Annotated in this window: 16 protein-coding genes; 10 read left to right on the top strand and 6 right to left on the bottom strand. The window is 68.2% G+C overall.

Annotation, left to right across the window (positions count from 1 at the left end; all coding sequences use genetic code 11):
• Positions 1 to 128 precede the first annotated feature (128 nt).
• Positions 129 to 1,004, top strand: a complete 876-nt coding sequence (locus AOZ49_RS23235; RefSeq protein ID WP_054433063.1) for a LysR family transcriptional regulator — start codon at positions 129 to 131, stop codon at positions 1,002 to 1,004.
• Between the two features lie 41 nt (positions 1,005 to 1,045).
• Here the strand turns inward: AOZ49_RS23235 and AOZ49_RS23230 are convergent, their stop codons facing one another.
• On the bottom strand, positions 1,046 to 2,245 hold the full coding sequence (locus AOZ49_RS23230) for an amidohydrolase family protein (protein ID WP_054477978.1): 1,200 nt from the start codon (positions 2,243 to 2,245) through the stop codon (positions 1,046 to 1,048).
• A gap of 38 nt (positions 2,246 to 2,283) precedes the next feature.
• Positions 2,284 to 2,484 carry a hypothetical protein gene (locus AOZ49_RS23225; protein WP_054433060.1) on the bottom strand — a complete coding sequence of 67 codons (201 nt, stop codon included), beginning with the start codon at positions 2,482 to 2,484 and terminating at the stop codon, positions 2,284 to 2,286.
• A gap of 190 nt (positions 2,485 to 2,674) precedes the next feature.
• On the opposite strand from AOZ49_RS23225, the gene AOZ49_RS23220 reads away from it, so the two are divergent.
• Positions 2,675 to 3,178, top strand: a complete 504-nt coding sequence (locus AOZ49_RS23220) for an ASCH domain-containing protein (RefSeq protein ID WP_054477976.1) — start codon at positions 2,675 to 2,677, stop codon at positions 3,176 to 3,178.
• A gap of 349 nt (positions 3,179 to 3,527) precedes the next feature.
• Complete coding sequence (locus AOZ49_RS23215) at positions 3,528 to 3,866, top strand: virulence factor (protein WP_054433055.1); 339 nt, start codon at positions 3,528 to 3,530, stop codon at positions 3,864 to 3,866.
• Positions 3,867 to 4,121: 255 nt separating this feature from the next.
• Here AOZ49_RS23215 and AOZ49_RS31925 read toward each other — a convergent pair whose 3' ends face one another.
• The 4 genes from AOZ49_RS31925 to AOZ49_RS23200 all read right to left on the bottom strand — a co-directional run bounded on the left by AOZ49_RS31925 (position 4,122) and on the right by AOZ49_RS23200 (position 8,321).
• A complete protein-coding gene (locus AOZ49_RS31925; protein WP_082380555.1) occupies positions 4,122 to 4,370 on the bottom strand; it encodes a hypothetical protein in 249 nt (82 codons plus the stop codon).
• Between the two features lie 294 nt (positions 4,371 to 4,664).
• Entirely contained in the window at positions 4,665 to 6,011 is a 1,347-nt protein-coding gene (serS, locus tag AOZ49_RS23210; protein ID WP_054433054.1) for a serine--tRNA ligase, read from the bottom strand.
• Between the two features lie 42 nt (positions 6,012 to 6,053).
• Complete coding sequence (locus AOZ49_RS23205) at positions 6,054 to 7,394, bottom strand: replication-associated recombination protein A (protein WP_054433052.1); 1,341 nt, start codon at positions 7,392 to 7,394, stop codon at positions 6,054 to 6,056.
• A 135-nt stretch (positions 7,395 to 7,529) separates the two neighbouring features.
• On the bottom strand, positions 7,530 to 8,321 hold the full coding sequence (locus AOZ49_RS23200) for a deaminated glutathione amidase (RefSeq protein WP_082380554.1): 792 nt from the start codon (positions 8,319 to 8,321) through the stop codon (positions 7,530 to 7,532).
• Between the two features lie 230 nt (positions 8,322 to 8,551).
• On the opposite strand from AOZ49_RS23200, the gene AOZ49_RS23195 reads away from it, so the two are divergent.
• The 7 genes from AOZ49_RS23195 to AOZ49_RS23165 all read left to right on the top strand — a co-directional run bounded on the left by AOZ49_RS23195 (position 8,552) and on the right by AOZ49_RS23165 (position 16,457).
• Positions 8,552 to 9,826 (top strand): amino acid deaminase, encoded by a 1,275-nt coding sequence (locus AOZ49_RS23195; RefSeq protein WP_054477974.1) that lies wholly within the window; start codon positions 8,552 to 8,554, stop codon positions 9,824 to 9,826.
• Positions 9,827 to 9,969: 143 nt separating this feature from the next.
• On the top strand, positions 9,970 to 11,529 hold the full coding sequence (locus tag AOZ49_RS23190) for an ABC transporter substrate-binding protein (protein ID WP_054477973.1): 1,560 nt from the start codon (positions 9,970 to 9,972) through the stop codon (positions 11,527 to 11,529).
• Between the two features lie 84 nt (positions 11,530 to 11,613).
• The gene (locus tag AOZ49_RS23185; RefSeq protein ID WP_054477971.1) at positions 11,614 to 12,555 is read left to right on the top strand and encodes an ABC transporter permease; all 942 of its coding nucleotides are present in this window, start codon (positions 11,614 to 11,616) and stop codon (positions 12,553 to 12,555) included.
• Positions 12,556 to 12,675: 120 nt separating this feature from the next.
• Positions 12,676 to 13,545, top strand: coding sequence for an ABC transporter permease (locus AOZ49_RS23180; RefSeq protein WP_054433045.1), 870 nt, complete (start codon positions 12,676 to 12,678; stop codon positions 13,543 to 13,545).
• Positions 13,546 to 13,547: 2 nt separating this feature from the next.
• Positions 13,548 to 14,555 carry an ABC transporter ATP-binding protein gene (locus tag AOZ49_RS23175; protein WP_054433042.1) on the top strand — a complete coding sequence of 336 codons (1,008 nt, stop codon included), beginning with the start codon at positions 13,548 to 13,550 and terminating at the stop codon, positions 14,553 to 14,555.
• Positions 14,552 to 15,553 (top strand): ABC transporter ATP-binding protein, encoded by a 1,002-nt coding sequence (locus AOZ49_RS23170; protein WP_054433040.1) that lies wholly within the window; start codon positions 14,552 to 14,554, stop codon positions 15,551 to 15,553. Before AOZ49_RS23175 ends, AOZ49_RS23170 begins: the two co-directional genes overlap by 4 nt.
• 31 nt (positions 15,554 to 15,584) lie before the next feature.
• Entirely contained in the window at positions 15,585 to 16,457 is an 873-nt protein-coding gene (locus AOZ49_RS23165) for a MurR/RpiR family transcriptional regulator (protein ID WP_054433037.1), read from the top strand.
• The last annotated feature ends 4 nt before the right edge of the window (positions 16,458 to 16,461 follow it).

Raw genomic sequence — 16,461 nt, 5'->3', positions numbered from 1 at the left:
GTTGCGCTGCCGGCGCGCCTTGCGCCGGCGCAACGCTCAAGCGCATTCTTGCCGCCGCCAAAGAAACAAACAATTATCTTGATCCATATTTAGAATATGGAAAAAACATCTTCCCAGGGCGCCAGACGATGGATTCGAGATTCCTGCAGACCTATGTGCACGTGGTGGAGCTGGGCTCGATCGCGCAGGCCGCGCGCCACCAGGGGCTGACGCCGGCCACCGTGCAGCAGCGCCTGCGCGCGCTGGAAGCGGACATGGGCAGCGCGCTGATCGCGCGCTCGGGCCGCACGGTCAAGCCGACCGCGGCCGGCACTCGCATCCTGGAACGCGCCCGCAACGTGCTGCGCGATCTGCGCGACCTGCGCTCGGCGGCCACCGAGTCCGACCTGCCGGCCGGCCCCTTGCGCCTGGGCGCCACGCCCACGGCGCTGACCGGCATCATGCCGCCGGTGCTGCGCACCTGGGCGGCGCGCCATCCCCACATCGAGATCTATATCGAGCCGGCGCCCACCACCCTGCTCTACAGCAAGGTGCTGGCCGGCGAACTGGACGGCGCGCTGCTGGTGCACCCGCTGTTCGCGCTGCCCAAGTCCTGCGTCTGGCGCGACCTGCGGCGCGAGCCGCTGGTGCTGGTGACGCCTGCCGACATGGTGGTGCCCGACCCGCTGGCGGTGATCGCGCGCGAGCCCTATATCCGCTACGACCGCAGCGTAGTGGGCGGCCGCATGGCCGACGACTACCTGCGCGCCCGCGACCTGCGGCCGCACGTGCGCTTCGAGCTGGACGGCATCGACTCGATCGCCAAGCTGGTGTCGGAGGGATTGGGCGTGGCGCTGCTGCCGGACTGGGCCACCACGGGCGCGTCCGCCCCGGTCAGGCGCTGGCCGCTGCCGGGCCCCTGTCCGGCGCGCAGCGTCGGCGCGATCTGGCCGCGCTCGGGCGTGCGCTCGGAATTGATGCGGGTGTTCGTGGAGATGGCGGAACGCCAGGCGGCGGAGCGCTGACCGGCCCGCGCGGCATGCATGCGGCCAGGGGCCGCCGCGCCTTATGCCGCCAGGTCGGCCCTCAGTTGGCCGTTGCGCGCCACCACCTTGCCGCCAGAGATCACCAGGCGACGCGGCGCGCGCTGCGCCACGGCTTCGGCCACGCCGCTGGCCGCCACCAGCACCAGGTCGGCGCGGGCGCCAGGCGCCAGCCCGTAGTCCGCGAAGCCACAGGCGCGCGCCGCGGCGGCGCTGACGCAGTCGAAGGCCCAGCCGATCTCGTCATCGCGGCGCAGGTCGTTGCGCAGGCCGATCATCATGGCGCGCGCCAGCATGTCGGGGCTGCCGTAAGGCGTCCAGGTATCGCGGATGCCGTCGTTGCCGCCGAACAGCGTCACGCCGGCCTCGCGACAGGCGCGCAGCGCCGGCACAGGACGCGACGGCGGCGCCGTGGTCAGCAGCGCCACATCCAGCGCGGCCAGGCGCTTGAGCAGGCCGTCCAGCCGCTTGGCGTCAACGCCGCCCAGGCAGAAGGCGTGGCTGACGACCACGCGGCCGCGCATGTCCAGCGCCTGCACGCGGTCCAGGATCAGGTCGAGCGAGAAGGCGCCCAGGTCGCCCGGCTCGTGCAGGTGGATATCGAGGGGTTTGCCATGCTTTTCCGCCAGCCCGAACAGCACGTCCAGCGATTGCGCCGGGTCGCGGTCGATGGCACAGGGGTCCAGTCCGCCCAGCACGTCGGCGCCCGCGGCCAAGCCCGCATCCAGCAAGGCGGCGGTGCCGGGCCGAACCAGCAGGCCCGACTGCGGAAACGCCACGGTCTGGATCTCGACCAGGCCGGCCAGGGCCTCGCGGGTGGCGTGCACGCCGTCCAGATGGCGCAGGCCGGCGTCGGTGTCGACATCGACGTGGCTGCGGATGCGGGTGGCGCCCTCGCGCAGGAAGGCCAGCGCCAGCGCGCGAGCATGGCTGGCCGCGTCATGGCCGCTGGCGGCGCGCCAGGCCCGTTCGTTGTCGATGCGGTCGGTCAGCGCCGGCCCCACCTGGTTCACGTACCACGGCGAATCCCAGGTGGTCTTGTCCAGATGGGTGTGGCCTTCCACCAGGCCGGGCAGCAGCAGCGCGCCGCCGCCCTGCTCGCGCGCCACATCGGGCGGCGCCTGCAGGTTGGGGCCGATGCCGGCGATACGGTCGCCAGAAATCAGCACGTCGACCGCCGCGCCATCGGGCAGGCGAACGTTGTTTAACAGCATGTCGGTCATGGAGGTATCCGGCGCCGCCGGCACGCGGCGGCGTCCGTTCAGCCTTGCTGGGGCGGTTCGATCCAGAAGAAGCGCTGGCCCTGGCGGATCATGTCCGCCACGCCTTCGGCGCCCAGGCGATAGTCGGTGCCCATCAACGTGGCGCCACCGTCGTCGTGGATATGGATGACGGCCAGCGGGTCATTGGCCATGGTGTACCAGTAGTAACCGGGCTTGAGATCGTGCAGGTCAGTATTCATGCGTCGAGTATACAAACATCCTTGCGACGTATTCAAAAAGACACACAAGTAACCCTTTGCCTGACATGGCGCCAGCGACGCGTCATACTGTTCCATGCGAGGCTTCCGGAGCCCGCCATGTTGGCACGCGTCGACTCGGCCGCAGAACCTTGGGTATGCAAGCGTCGATCGCGAGGGGAACAACACAGGTATGAAAAGGCAGGCACTCCAATTCAGCGAGCCGCTCAAGCAAGCCATCCTGGATGGCGCCAAGGTGCAGACCCGCCGCATCGTCAAGCCGCAGCCCTCCAAACCGACGACCGCCTGGTACGCCGACGCTGCGGACTCTGGCAAGTGGGTCGCCATGGGTCCGGTCCGGGAAGGATCGAGCGAAATGCGCAAGACCTCTCCCTGGGTCAGTTGCCCCTATGGTAAATCCGGAGACAGCATCACCCTCGAAGACGAGTCCGGCAAGCCTTTTGCCAACGCGGTCATCGTCGGCGTGCGCATCCAGCGCCTGCAAAAGCTGTCGGACGCCGACGCGCGCGCCGAAGGCACACAAGCGCTTTATCACGCCTCGGCGCTGTTGCCAGGCGCGCCCTTGCAAACAGCGTTTGCCTTGACCTGGTGCGAGCGCTACGGCGCGCACGCCTGGGCCGCCAATCCGTGGGTCTGGGTGGTCGAATTCCGCTGTCAGCAACCGGACGAAAACTAGGTAGCGTCGACGCTGGACAGCCCGCAGGCGGCGTGGCTGGCGCATTGGCCGCCTGGCGCAGGCGTACCGGTGTTGCCTGCAGGGAACTTGGCGGCGGCGATGGTGAGCAGCTGTAACCTGGCCGCCGTACTTCACCGCATTCCACCTTATTTCAGTCGATTTCAGCCGAGGGTTTACCAGAGTGGAATCCGCCTGCCGCGCCGCAGCATGCGGGCCCGCAACGCATCCGCAACCGTTGCGGATTGTCGCTATTGAGGGACGGTCATTTACCCACGCCGATCCGAAAAGACCGAAAATAGCCTCAACGGAATACTCAACTTTGCTGCATAACGCAGTAGGCAGGTGCAACATGAAAAAATGGCTAATCGCTGGGGCCGGTGTCGCCGGCCTGCTGATCTCCAGCGTCGCGTTGGCCCGCGTCGACGTCGGCATCTCGATCGGCGTCCCCGGGGTCGTGTACCCGGCGCCGGTCTATGCGGCGCCCGCGCCCGTCTACGTGGCGCCGGCGCCCGTCTATGCGCCCCCGCCCCCGGTCTACTACCGCCCGGCGCCCGTGTACGTCGCGCCCCCGGTGGTGTACCCGGCGCCGGTCTACATCCGCGGCGGCGGCTACTGGGGCCACCATGGCGGCTACTGGCGCGGCCCCGGCCCGGGCTACTACCACGGCCGCGGCGGCTGGCACCGCTGATCGCTCCGCGCCGGGCCAGTCATGCCGGCGCCCTGAAAGACAAAGGCCACTCCTTCGAGTGGCCTTTTTTTCTGCGGCGTAATTTCCGGTACGCCGCGGAAAGCGGGTCAGGCCGCGGGGACCTGAACGGATTTGCCAGCCACGACGGCCGGCGGTTGTTGCGGCGCCGGGGCGGGCTTGCCCGCGGCCCAACGCGACGATTCCTGAACGAGGTCAATCCAGCGGCGCGGGGCGCTGGAGGCCCGCCACCAGCCATTATGCGGACGCATGAGCAAACTCCGGTTCACCGTTGAAACGAACACCATTGATTTCTTCAAACAACTGCCGACTCTCCTGCTCGGCTTCGTGCAAGCTGGCGAACGGCGCCTGTCCCGGCACGGTCCAGCATTTTTCCGGTGCGGTTCCGCCTACGCGGCGGGTCCATATCTGCACCCGAAAGCCCTGCTCGTCATCCTGAGCCACAGAGCATCTCACACGAAAATCTCCAATCATTCTTGAAGTCATGGACAACTCCTTGTTATATAAGTGAATGATGCGTGTCGAACGCAGGTGTATTGTGCCGAACTATCCGGCCCTTTTATTGAAAATACACAATTGCTCACATCAAAATCAAGCACTCAGGTCGTGAAGATAATCTCTCGAGACGACAGAATTATGTCTCGATCATAAATAAGGCGGATTATCCCGCCATCCGCCTTGTGGCCGACTTGCGTTATCAGCAAGCAGCGTGCCGCCCTCGCGGCGGCAATAAAAAACGGAGCCCGAGGGCTCCGTTTTTCATTGCGCGCGGTATCGGCGTCAGGGCTTCAATACCGTCAGGCCGCCCATGTAGGGCTGCAGCGCCTCCGGCACCAGGATGCTGCCGTCGGCCTGCTGGTGGTTTTCCAGCACGGCCACCAGCGCGCGGCCCACGGCCAGGCCGGAACCGTTCAGCGTGTGCACGTATTCCGGCTTGCCCTGGGCATTGCGGAAACGCGCCTGCATGCGGCGGGCCTGGAAGGTCTCGCAGTTGGACACCGACGAAATCTCGCGCCAGGTGTTCTGCGCCGGCAGCCAGACTTCCAGATCGTAGGTCTTGGCCGAACCGAAGCCCATGTCGCCGGTGCACAGCAACACCACGCGGTACGGCAGCCCCAGCAGCTGCAGGACGCGCTCGGCGTGGCCGACCATGTCTTCCAGCGCCTCGTAGGACTGGTCCGGCTGCGTGATCTGCACCATTTCGACCTTGTCGAACTGGTGCTGGCGGATCATGCCGCGCGTGTCGCGGCCGCCGCTGCCTGCTTCGGAACGGAAGCACGGCGTGTGGGCGGTGAGCTTGAGCGGCAGGTCGGCGGCGGCCTGGATGGTGTCGCGGGCCACGCTGGTCAGCGTGATTTCCGAGGTGGAGATCAGGTACTGGTCTTCACGCACGAAGGGCTTGCCGTGCTCGTCGACCTTGGGATCGTCGTCGCCGCCGCCCTTGGACACGGCGAACATGTCGTCCTTGAACTTGGGCAGCTGGCCGGTGCCGTAGAGCGTCGAGGCGTTGACGATGTACGGGGTGTAGCACTCGGTGTAGCCGTGCGTGCCGGTCTGCAGGTCAAGCATGAACTGCGACAGCGCGCGGTGCAGGCGCGCGATCGGGCCGCGCATGAACGAGAAGCGCGCGCCCGACAGCTTGGCGGCCATGTCGAAGTCCAGGCCCAGCGGTTCGCCGAGGGCGACGTGGTCGCGCGCCTCGAACGGCAGCGCCGGCGGGTTGCCGTCGGCGCCGGCCGCGGCGGGCAGCCAGCGGCGCACTTCGACGTTGTCGTCGGCGGATTCGCCCAGCGGCACGCTGGCGTGCGGCAGGTTCGGCACCGACATGAGCAGCTCGTTGAGCGGCTGCTGCAGGGCGGCCAGCGCTTCTTCCAGCTGCTTCAGGCGCTCGGGCACGGCCTGCGATTCGGCCATGACGGCGCTGGCATCCTCGCCCTTGGCCTTGAGCTGACCGATCTGCTTGGCCAGCGCGTTGCGGCGGGCTTGCAGGGATTCGGTTTCGGTCTGGACCGCCTTGCGGCGAGACTCCAGCTCGTTGAACCGTTCCGTGTCGAAGGACACGCCACGGCTCTTGAGGCGGTCTACGACGGTTTGCAGGTCTTTGCGCAGCAGTATCGGGTCTAGCATGGTGATGTCGGTGAGATTGCGGGAAGCAACGGGCGCGGCCCGTTACCGTTTCTTGGCACGTTCTTCCGCGTCCAGCTCGCGCAGAAATGCCAACTTCTGCTGGATTTTAGCCTCCAGGCCGCGATCGGTCGGCCGGTAGAAGGAAGGCTTGAGCCCATCGGGGAAATATTGCTCGCCCGCGGCGTAGCCATGCGGCTCGTCGTGGGCATAGCGATAGGCCTTGCCATGGCCCAATTGTTTCATCAACTTGGTGGGCGCGTTGCGCAGGTGGATCGGCACCGGCGCGCTGCCGTGTTCGGCGGCGAATTTGCGCGCCTGGTTGTAGGCGTTGTAGACGGCGTTGGACTTGGCCGCGCAGGCCATGTAGACCACCGCCTGCGCCAGCGCCAGCTCGCCCTCGGGCGACCCCAGTCGTTCGTAGATGTCGGCGCCATTGACCGCCAGGTCGGTGGCGCGCGGGTCGGCCAGGCCGATATCCTCGACCGCCATGCGCACCAGCCGGCGCGACAGGTACTTGGGATCGGCGCCGCCGTCGATCATGCGGCAGAACCAGTACAGCGCGGCGTCGGGATTGGAGCCGCGCACCGACTTGTGCAGCGCGCTGATCTGGTCGTAGAAGGCGTCGCCGCCCTTGTCGAAGCGCCGCAGGTTCTGCGACAGCGAGATCTCCAGCCAGGCCGCGTCGACCGTGTCGCGGCCGGCGGCCTGCGCCGATTCGGCCACCACCTCGACCGCGCTGATCAGGCGGCGCGCGTCGCCGTCGGCCCAGGCCGCCAGCTGCTCGCGCGCGTCGGCGTCGATGAGGATGCGGGCGCCTTCGTCGTGGCCTTCGTTGAACGCGGTGATGGCGCGGTCGACCAGTTGCTGCAGCTCTTCAGGCGTGAGCGACTGCAGCACGTAGACGCGGGCGCGCGACAGCAGCGCCGAATTGACCTCGAACGAAGGGTTCTCGGTGGTCGCGCCGATGAAGGTGAACAGCCCGCTTTCGACGTAGGGCAGGAACGCGTCCTGCTGCGCCTTGTTGAAGCGGTGCACCTCGTCGACGAACAGGATGGTGCGGCGGCCCTGGCCCTGCGCCACCTGCGCCACCGTGACCGCGTCGCGGATGTCCTTGACGCCGCCCAGCACGGCGGAAATGGCGATGAACTGGGCGTCGAAGCCGTCGGCCATGAGGCGCGCCAGCGTGGTCTTGCCCACGCCCGGCGGGCCCCAGAAGATCATGGAGTGCGGACGGCCCGACTCGAACGCCACGCGCAGCGGCTTGTCCGGCCCCAGCAGGTGCGACTGGCCGACGACGTCGGCCAGCGTGCGCGGACGCAGGCGCTCGGCCAGGGGCACGTAGGGCCGATGGGCGGGATCGGCCGCGAAGAGATCGTTGCTCATTGGCAGCAGATGAGGGAAGACGGCAAGAAAATCAAGCCAGTATTACAACATGTCCGGCCGCCCCGCGCCCCCGTCGACCGGACCGGAAGCCGACGCGGGCGGCCCTGCCCGCCGCCCCCTCGGAAAACCCGCGCCTCAGGCCAGTTCCGGCGTGGAAAAACGGCGGTTGGCCAGCACCGGCAGCACCTTGCGGGCATGCGCCAGGCGCTCGAGATCGATGTCGGCGAACACCAGCGCCGGGGCCTCGCCGGCCTGGGCGGTGACCACGCCCAGCGGATCCACCACCATGCTGCAGCCGATATTGCGTTCGCCGCACTCGCCGGTGGCGGCGACATGGCAGGTGTTTTCCAGCGCGCGCGCCGTCACCAGCACTTCCCAGTGTTTTTCCTTCAACGGACCGCGCACCCAGGCCGCCGGCAGCGCCAGCAGGTCGGCGCCGTCCAGCGCCAGGCGCCGGGCCAGCTCGGGGAAACGCACGTCGTAGCAGGTCATCAGGCCGACCTTCAGGCCGCCGATCTCCAGCAGCGGCGGAATGTCGTTGCCGGGCGTGACGTTGGTGGATTCCTTCATGGTGAAGGCGTCGTACAGGTGCAGCTTGCGGTACTGCGACACGATGCGGCCGTCCTGCAGCGTGACCAGGGTGTTCCAGACCCGGCCGTCGCCGGTCGGCACGTGCACGCACATCATGGTGGCCAGCGACGAGCCGCGGCTGGCTTCGAGCAGGCGCGTCATGAAGGGGCCGTCCAGCGGCTGGGCGGCCTTCAGCACGATCTGCGGGTCGGTGATGTCGCGCGCCAGGATGCCCTCGGGCAGCACCAGCAGGCCGGCGCCGCCCTCGCGGGCGCGCGCCATGAGATCGACGCAGACCTGGGCGTTTTCTTCCCAGACGCGGCTGACGGCGAACTGGCCCAAAGCGACTTTCAGCATGACTCTTCCTTGTGTGGGGCGGCAAACAGGCAGCGCCGCGGATTTCCTATTGTCGCGCCAATGGCCGCGAGAGGGCAGCGGCCTGCCGGATCGCCTGGCGGTCGACGGCCGCCGACCGCCACGGCAAGCGCCGACTACGGGTAACTCCCAACTCCCGCTTGTAAATTTCTTTCACGATAATGAAAAAAAACGGATTTGACGTAAATATTTTCCAGCCACGAGCGCCCGCCATGCCCCAATCCTCGATCACCGCAGCCCCCCCCCTGGACGTCAACGGCAAGGGCCTGGGCGCGTTTCCCGCCTCCTGTACCAACGCCGACGTGGCGGCGCTGAACTGGAACCTGCTGGCCGAGGACGTCAGCCTGCCGGTGGCAGTGCTGTACGAGGCCCGCGTGCGCCACAACCTGCAATGGATGCAGCGCTTCATGGAGGCGTACCGCGTCAAGCTGGCGCCGCACGGCAAGACCACCATGAGCCCGGCGCTGTTCCAGCGCCAGATCGACAACGGCGCCTGGGGCATCACCCTGGCCACGGCGCCGCAGGTGGTGGCGGCCTACAACCACGGCATCCGCCGGGTGCTGATGGCCAACCAGCTGGTCGGCCGCGCCAACATGGCGCTGATCGCCAACCTGCTGCGCGATCCGGCATTCACCTATTTCTGCATCGTCGACTCGGCCGCCAACGCCGCCCAGCTGGGCCGCTATTTCGGCGAACAGGGCCTGGTGCTGCCGGTGCTGATCGAACTGGGCCCGACCGGCGGCCGCACCGGCGTGCGCGACGACGCGCAATTGCAGGCCGTGGTCGAGGAAATCGGCCGCTGGCCCGGCCTGGCGCTGGCCGGCATCGAAGTCTACGAAGGCGTGCTGCAGGAGGAAAGCGCGATCCGCGCCTTCCTGCGCCGCGCCACCGACGCGCTGCGCGGCCTGGCGACCGCCGGCCGCCTGCGCAAGCACGGCCCCGCCCTGATCTCCGGCGCCGGTTCGGCCTGGTTCGACGCGGTGGCCGAGGAATTCTCGCAACTGGACATCGGCGCGCCGCTGGAAATCGTGCTGCGTCCGGGCTGTTACCTGTCGCACGACGTCGGCGTCTACCGCTCGGCCGCCGAGCGCATCAACGCCCACAACCCGGTGGCCCACAAGATGGAGCCGGGCCTGCAGCCCGCGCTGCAGGTCTGGGCCTACGTGCAGTCGCTGCCGGAGCCGGGCCGCGCCATCGTGGCCCTGGGCAAGCGCGACGCCGCCTTCGATGCGGGCCTGCCGACGCCGTCGCTGCGCCATCGCCCCGGCCAGGACGGCGCTCCCGGCGCCGCGCCGGCGCACTGGAAGCTCACCGCCATGATGGACCAGCACGCCTTCATGCAGATCGGCGACGCGGACGACATCCAGGTCGGCGACATGATCGCTTTCGACACCTCCCACCCCTGCCTGACGTTCGACAAGTGGCGCCAGGTGCTGCTGGTGGACGAGCAGTACCGCGTCATCGACGTGGCCGACACCTTCTTCTGACCGCCGCACCCGCGTGCCCCGCGCGCGGCTCCCTTGCGATACGAACAAGCCCCACGTCCCGGGGGGGCAAGACAGCACTCGGGCACCCGGCGCCTTTTCCGAATTACGCGACAACCTGTTTTTGACCCTCTGGAGAGAGAATCATGAACTTCCGTACCTCCCGGCGAGGCGGTGGGCTGAAGAGCCTGCTCGCGGCCGGCGCAATTGGCTTGACCGCATTGTCGACCCCCGCCCTCTGTGCCACGCCGGTCAAGGGAGGCACGATTTCCGTCGCCACCATCGGCGAGCCGCCGACGCTCGACCCGATGAGCAGCACCGCCGACCTGGTGGGCATCCTGACCCAGCACTTCTTCGAAACGCTGTACACCTTCGACGCCAAGTGGAACCTGACGCCGCTGCTGGCCGACAAGATGCCGGACGTGACGCCGGACGGCCTGGTCTACACCATCGCGCTGCGCCAGGGCATCACCTTCCATGACGGCTCCAAGATGGATTCGTCGGACGTGCTGGCCTCGCTCAAGCGCTGGACCGAGACCGCCACGCGCGGCAAGATGGCCGCCAAGGTCATCGCCAACATCGAGGCCCCCGACGCCAACACCATCCGCATCACGCTCAAGCAGCCCTTCGCGCCGCTGACCGCGCTGCTGGCCATGAACAACGCCGCCGCCGTGATCATGCCCAAGGGCAAGATTGCCCCGGTGCTGACCGAGATCGTCGGCACCGGCCCCTACCAGCTCAAGGCGCGCGTGCCGGACCAGTACATCCAGCTGACCCGTTTCGAGGGCTACAAGCAGCGCGAAGGCGAGCCCGACGGCTACGGCGGCGCGCGCAAGCAATACCTGGACGAGATCCGCTTCGTGCCGGTCGGCAACGCCAACACCCGCTCCGAAGCCGCCGCCGCGGGCCAGTTCGATTACGTCGACTCGCTGCCGGTGGAAGCGCTGGACAAGCTCAAGGGCGGCCGCTCCGACCCGGTGATGCTCAAGCCCTTCGGCTGGCCGCGCCTGGTGCTCAACACCAAGCAGGGCATCATGTCCAACCTGGCGGTGCGCCAGGCCGTGCAGCTGGCGCTGAACGAAGAGGACATGCTGTACGCCGCCTTCGGCAACAAGGACTTCTACAAGCTCAACGGCGACCTCTATCCGGAAGGCTACCCGTGGGCCACGTCGCTGGGCGGCAAGGTCTACAACAAGGGCGACGCCGCCGCGGCCAAGAAGCTGCTGGACAGCGCCAACGTGGCCGACAAGAAGATCCGCATCCTGACCAGCCAGCAGTACGAGTTCCACTACAAGATGGCGCTGGTGGCCGCGGAATACCTGAAGGCCGCCGGCTTCACGGTGGACATGCAGGTGGTGGACTGGGCCACGCTGACGCAGCGCCGCCAGGATCCGGCCGTGTGGGACATCTTCATCACCCACAGCGTGTTCCTGCCCGAGCCCGCGCTGATCGACTTCCCGTCCAAGGACGCGCCGGGCTGGTGGGACACGCCGCGCCGCGCGCAGGTGATGGATGCCTTCAACCAGGCCCGCACCCAGGAAGAGCGCGTCAAGCGCTGGGCCGACGTGCAGCAGGCCGTGTATGACGAAGTGCCGTTCGTGAAGGTCGGCGACTTCAATGCGCAGGCCGCCCGTTCGCCGTCGCTGCAAGGCGTCAAGCCGGCACCGTGGCCGTTCTTCTGGAACGCCTGGAAGGCGCCGAAGTAAGCCGCGCCGCGGGGCGGGCCGAGCCGGCCTGCCCCGCCGCCATCCCAGCGCCCGCGTCGGCGCGCCGATCTTTAGGATGCCACTGTGTTGCGTTATCTCTTGAACCGGCTGGTCGGGCTGGTGGCCGTGATGTTCATCGTCGCGACCATCGTGTTCGTCATCATCCGCGTCACGCCCGGCAACCCCGCCGCCGTGATGCTCGGCCCCCAGGCCAGCCAGGCCGACATCGCCGCGCTGGAACACCAGCTGGGGCTGGATCGCCCCCTGCCCGTGCAATACGTGTCATGGCTGGGCAAGCTGGCGCAGGGCGACCTGGGCCAATCCATCTTCATGAACAAGCCGGTGCTGGCGGCGCTGGCCGACCGCGCCGAGCCGACCCTGCTGCTGACGCTGATGTCACTGTTCATCGCCACGCTGATCGCGTTGCCGGTGGGCATCCTGTCGGCGGTCAAGCGCGGCACCACGCTGGACCAGTCGGTGCTGTCGTTCTCGATGTTCACCTCCAGCGTGCCGAGCTTCTGGCTGGGCCTGCTGCTGATGCAGCTGTTCTCCGTCAAGCTGGGCTGGCTGCCGGTGTCGGGCTATGGCGGCCCGGACGCCTCGTTCGCCACGCGCGTGTCGCACCTGATCCTGCCGGCGGTGGTGCTGGGGCTGGTGAACTCGGCGCTGATCACCCGCTTCATCCGCGCCAGCATGCTGGACGTGCTGCGCGACGACTATGTGCGCACCGCGCGCGCCAAGGGCCTGACCGAGACCCGCGTGATCCTGAAGCACGCCGTGCGCAACGCGCTGATCCCGATCCTGACGGTGCTGGGCCTGACCACCGCCCTGCTGATCAGCGGCGCCGTCGTCACCGAGACCGTGTTCGGCCTGCCGGGCGTGGGCAGCCTGGCGGTGTCGGCCGTGCTGCGCCGCGACTATCCCGTCATCCAGGGCGCCCTGCTGATCATCGCGGCCATCTACGTGCTCATCAACCTGTTCATCGATCTGCTGTACCTGCTGGTCGATCCGCGCGTCCGTTACTGATGATGAACCCACCCTCGACGCGCCTTCGGCGCCTCCCCCTCAAGGAGGCGCCACGGGCGGCCCGGCAAAGCCGGCTCCGCGGTGGCCCCGCTTGGAAGTGTTGCGAACGAAACGACCGAAATGACTAATCCAACTACCGTTAACGCCGGCGCGGACCGCTGGCAGGTGTTGCGCCTGCTGGTGTCCCGCAAGACCGTGCTGATCAGCCTGATCGTGCTGATCGTGCTGGTGGCCGCGGCGCTGCTGGCGCCCTGGGTCAGCCCCTACGACCCGTTCAAGCTGTCCATCATGAACCGCCTCAAGGCGCCCGGCGCCGTGCACTGGTTCGGCACCGACGACTTCGGCCGCGACGTGTTCAGCCGCGTCATCTATGGCGGCCGGCTGTCGCTGCTGGTCGGCTTCTCGGTGGTGATCGTGTCCAGCGTGCTGGGCATCGCGCTGGGGCTGATCGCCGGCTTCTTCCGCTCGGCCGACAAGTTCGTGTCGCGCCTGATCGACGCCATGATGGCCTTCCCCGACATCCTGCTGGCGATCTCGCTGGTGGCCGCGCTGGGGCCGTCGCTGGTGAACGTGGTGATCGCGCTGGGCATCGTCTACACGCCGCGCCTGGCCCGCATCGTGCGCGCCTCGACCCTGGTGATCCGCGAGCTGCCGTTCGTCGAGGCCGCCCGCGCGCTGGGCGTGTCGACCTGGCGCATCGTCACCGTGCACGTGCTGCGCAACCTGCTGTCGCCGATCCTGGTGCAAGGCACCTTCATCTTCGCCTACGCGATCCTGGCCGAAGCCGGCCTGTCGTTCCTCGGCGTGGGCGTCTCGCCCGACATCCCCACCTGGGGCACCATGATCAACGCCGGCCAGCAATACATGGGCTCGGCCGATTGGATCATGATCTTCCCCGGCATCGCCATCGTCCTGTCGGTGCTGTCGCTGCAACTGGTCGGCGACGGCCTGCGCGACGTGCTCGATCCGCGCCTGCGCAAGGAGCTGTAATCATGACCGCAAGCACCCGAGACATCGTGCTGTCGGTGGAAGGCCTGAAGACCTGGTTCCACAGCCGCGACGGCGTCGCCAAATCGGTCGACGGCGTCACCTTCGACCTGGCCCGCGGCGAAACGCTGGCCATCGTCGGCGAATCCGGCTCCGGCAAGTCCGTCACCAGCCTGTCCATCATGGGCCTGCTGCCCAAGCCGGCCGGCCGCATCGAAGCGGGCAAGATCCGTTTCCGCGACCGCCGCGGCCAGGAACACGACCTGGCCCACGCCTCGCCGGCCACGCTGCGCCGCATCCGCGGCGCCGAGATCGCCATGATCTTCCAGGAGCCGATGACCAGCCTGAACCCGCTGTACACGGTGGGCGACCAGATCGCCGAGGCCGTGCTGCAGCACGAGGGCGGCTCGCACGCGGCGGCCATGAAACGCGCCCGCGACATGCTCGACCGCGTCGAGATCCCTGCGGCCGACCGGCGCGTCAACGAGTATCCGCACCAGATGTCCGGCGGCATGCGCCAGCGCGTCATGATCGCCCTGGCGCTGGCCTGCAACCCGGCCGTGCTGATCGCCGACGAACCCACCACCGCGCTGGACGTGACGGTGCAGGCCCAGATCCTGGACCTGCTGCGCCGGCTGCAGGCCGAGATGAACATGAGCATCCTGTTCATCACCCACAACCTGGGCGTGGTGGCCGAGATCGCGCATCGCGTGGCGGTGATGTACGCCGGCCGCGTGGTCGAGGACGCCGGCGTCTACGACCTGTTCGAAAAACCCACCCATCCTTACACCCGCGGCCTGCTGTCCTGTCTGCCGACCGCGGCGCTGCTGGCCTCGGGCGAGCGCCTGCGCGCCATCCCGGGCAACGTGCCGAGCGTGCTGTCGCTGCCGGCCGGCTGCACCTTCGCGCCGCGCTGCGCGCAGGCCGACGACAGCTGCCGCCGCGACGTGCCCGAACTGGTGGCGGTGCAGGACCAGCACCGCGCCCGCTGCATCAAGGTGACCCCGCTATGACCGCAAGCCCCCAACCCGCGCGCGCCGCCGAGCCGCTGGTGCGCATCGAGGACCTGAAGGTCCACTTCCCCACCTCGCAGGCGCGCAACGCGCCGGTGGTGCGGGCGGTGGACGGGGTCAGCTTCGACGTGCCGCGCAACACCATCGTCGGCCTGGTGGGCGAGTCCGGTTCCGGCAAGACCACCACCGGCCGCGCTCTGCTGCGCCTGTTCGCGCCCACCGCCGGCCGCCTGCTGTTCGACGGCCAGGACCTCACCAAGCTGTCCGAAAAAGAGATGCTGCCGTGGCGCCGCCGCATGCAGATCGTGTTCCAGGACCCCTACGCCAGCCTCAACCCGCGCATGACGGTGGCCGAGATCCTGGGCGAGGCGCTCGACACCCATCGACTCGCGCAGCACCGCCGCGAGGCCCGCATCGGCGAACTGCTGGAACGCGTCGGCCTGAACGCCGATCACAGCCGCCGTTATCCGCACGAGTTCTCGGGCGGCCAGCGCCAGCGCATCGGCATCGCCCGCGCCCTGGCGGTCGAGCCCGACTTCATCGTGGCCGACGAACCGGTCTCGGCGCTGGACGTGTCGGTGCAGGCGCAGGTGCTGAACCTGCTGCAGGACTTGCAGCGCGACCTGGGCCTGACCATGCTGTTCGTGGCGCACGACCTGGCCGTGGTCGACTACCTGTGCGACGAGGTGGTGGTGATGTACCTGGGCCGCGTCATGGAACGCGGCCCGACCAGCGAGGTCTACGCGCGGCCGCGCCATCCCTATACCCGCGCGCTGCTGTCGGCCGCGCCGGTGCCGGATCCGCGCGCGCCGCGTTCGCGTATCCTGCTCAAGGGCGACATCCCCAGCCCGGTCAACCCGCCGTCGGGTTGCGTCTTCCGCACCCGCTGCCCGCACGCCATCGATGCCTGCGCCACGACCGAGGCGCGCGACGTCAACGTCGGCCCGGGCCATTTCGCGGCTTGTTCGCGCCTCGGCGATCCCGAACTGGCCGCGTAGCGCCCCGCCCGCATCGATCCAGGAACACCACATGAACATCATCCGCGACATCGTCTTCCAGATACGCAGCCGCCGGGACGACCTGAGCGTGACCGAGCGCAAGGTCGCCGACGCCATCCTGGACAACATCATCTGGAGCGCCAGCGCCACCGTGGACCAGCTGGCGGCCAAGGCCGGCGTCAGCATCGCCACCATCTCGCGCTTTGCCCGCACCGTGGGCTGCGACGACACCCGCGACCTGAAGATGAAGCTGGCGCAGGCCAGCACCGTGGGCAGCCGCTTCCTGGACCAGGGCACGCCGGCCGAGGAAAGCACGTTCTACGCGCGCATCTACGCCGACATCGAAAGCACGCTGCGCGCCCACCTGCCGACCTTCACCGAGCCGCTGTTCGAGGCCGCCGCCGCCATCGTCGACGGCGCCCGCATGGTCTACGTGTTCGGCATGGGCGGCGCCTCGGCCGTGCTGGCGCAGGAAGTGCAATCGCGCCTGGTGCGCCTGGGCTATCCGATCGCGGTCTACAGCGACGCCGTGCTGCTGCGCATGGTGGCCGCCACGCTCGACGAGCGCGATGCCGTGGTGATCCTGTCGGCCTCGGGCCTGACGCCCGAAATCGTCGGCGCGGCGCGCATCGTCAAGCAGTACCGCGCCCGCATCGTCGCCGTCACCGACGCCACCTCGGAACTGGCCAAGCTGGCCGACGTGGTGCTGCCGATCCGCACCGACGAAACCGACTTCATCTACAAGCCCTCGGCCTCGCGCTACGCCATGATGCTGGCGATCGACCTGCTGTCGACCGAGCTGGCGATGCTGAACCAAGAAGAGAACCGCGAACGCCTGCGCCGCATCAAGCTGGCGCTGGACGAACACCGCGGCGGCCCCAACCGGCTGCCGCTGGGCGACTGAACCT

It is taken from the genome of Achromobacter sp. 2789STDY5608615 (assembly GCF_001298995.1).
Lineage (GTDB): Bacteria > Pseudomonadota > Gammaproteobacteria > Burkholderiales > Burkholderiaceae_B > Achromobacter > Achromobacter insuavis.
Note: the sequence above shows the minus strand (reverse complement) of the source record. Positions and strands in the feature narration are given on the sequence as shown.

Bases quoted from the DNA above. Each gene is read 5' to 3' on its own strand.
- AOZ49_RS23235 (WP_054433063.1), top strand. From the start codon at position 129: ATGGATTCGAGATTCCTGCAGACCTATGTGCACGTGGTGGAGCTGGGC.
- AOZ49_RS23230 (WP_054477978.1), bottom strand. From the start codon at position 2,245: ATGACCGACATGCTGTTAAACAACGTTCGCCTGCCCGATGGCGCGGCG.
- AOZ49_RS23225 (WP_054433060.1), bottom strand. From the start codon at position 2,484: ATGAATACTGACCTGCACGATCTCAAGCCCGGTTACTACTGGTACACC.
- AOZ49_RS23220 (WP_054477976.1), top strand. From the start codon at position 2,675: ATGAAAAGGCAGGCACTCCAATTCAGCGAGCCGCTCAAGCAAGCCATC.
- AOZ49_RS23215 (WP_054433055.1), top strand. From the start codon at position 3,528: ATGAAAAAATGGCTAATCGCTGGGGCCGGTGTCGCCGGCCTGCTGATC.
- AOZ49_RS31925 (WP_082380555.1), bottom strand. From the start codon at position 4,370: ATGACTTCAAGAATGATTGGAGATTTTCGTGTGAGATGCTCTGTGGCT.
- serS (WP_054433054.1), bottom strand. From the start codon at position 6,011: ATGCTAGACCCGATACTGCTGCGCAAAGACCTGCAAACCGTCGTAGAC.
- AOZ49_RS23205 (WP_054433052.1), bottom strand. From the start codon at position 7,394: ATGAGCAACGATCTCTTCGCGGCCGATCCCGCCCATCGGCCCTACGTG.
- AOZ49_RS23200 (WP_082380554.1), bottom strand. From the start codon at position 8,321: ATGCTGAAAGTCGCTTTGGGCCAGTTCGCCGTCAGCCGCGTCTGGGAA.
- AOZ49_RS23195 (WP_054477974.1), top strand. From the start codon at position 8,552: ATGCCCCAATCCTCGATCACCGCAGCCCCCCCCCTGGACGTCAACGGC.
- AOZ49_RS23190 (WP_054477973.1), top strand. From the start codon at position 9,970: ATGAACTTCCGTACCTCCCGGCGAGGCGGTGGGCTGAAGAGCCTGCTC.
- AOZ49_RS23180 (WP_054433045.1), top strand. From the start codon at position 12,676: ATGACTAATCCAACTACCGTTAACGCCGGCGCGGACCGCTGGCAGGTG.
- AOZ49_RS23175 (WP_054433042.1), top strand. From the start codon at position 13,548: ATGACCGCAAGCACCCGAGACATCGTGCTGTCGGTGGAAGGCCTGAAG.
- AOZ49_RS23170 (WP_054433040.1), top strand. From the start codon at position 14,552: ATGACCGCAAGCCCCCAACCCGCGCGCGCCGCCGAGCCGCTGGTGCGC.
- AOZ49_RS23165 (WP_054433037.1), top strand. From the start codon at position 15,585: ATGAACATCATCCGCGACATCGTCTTCCAGATACGCAGCCGCCGGGAC.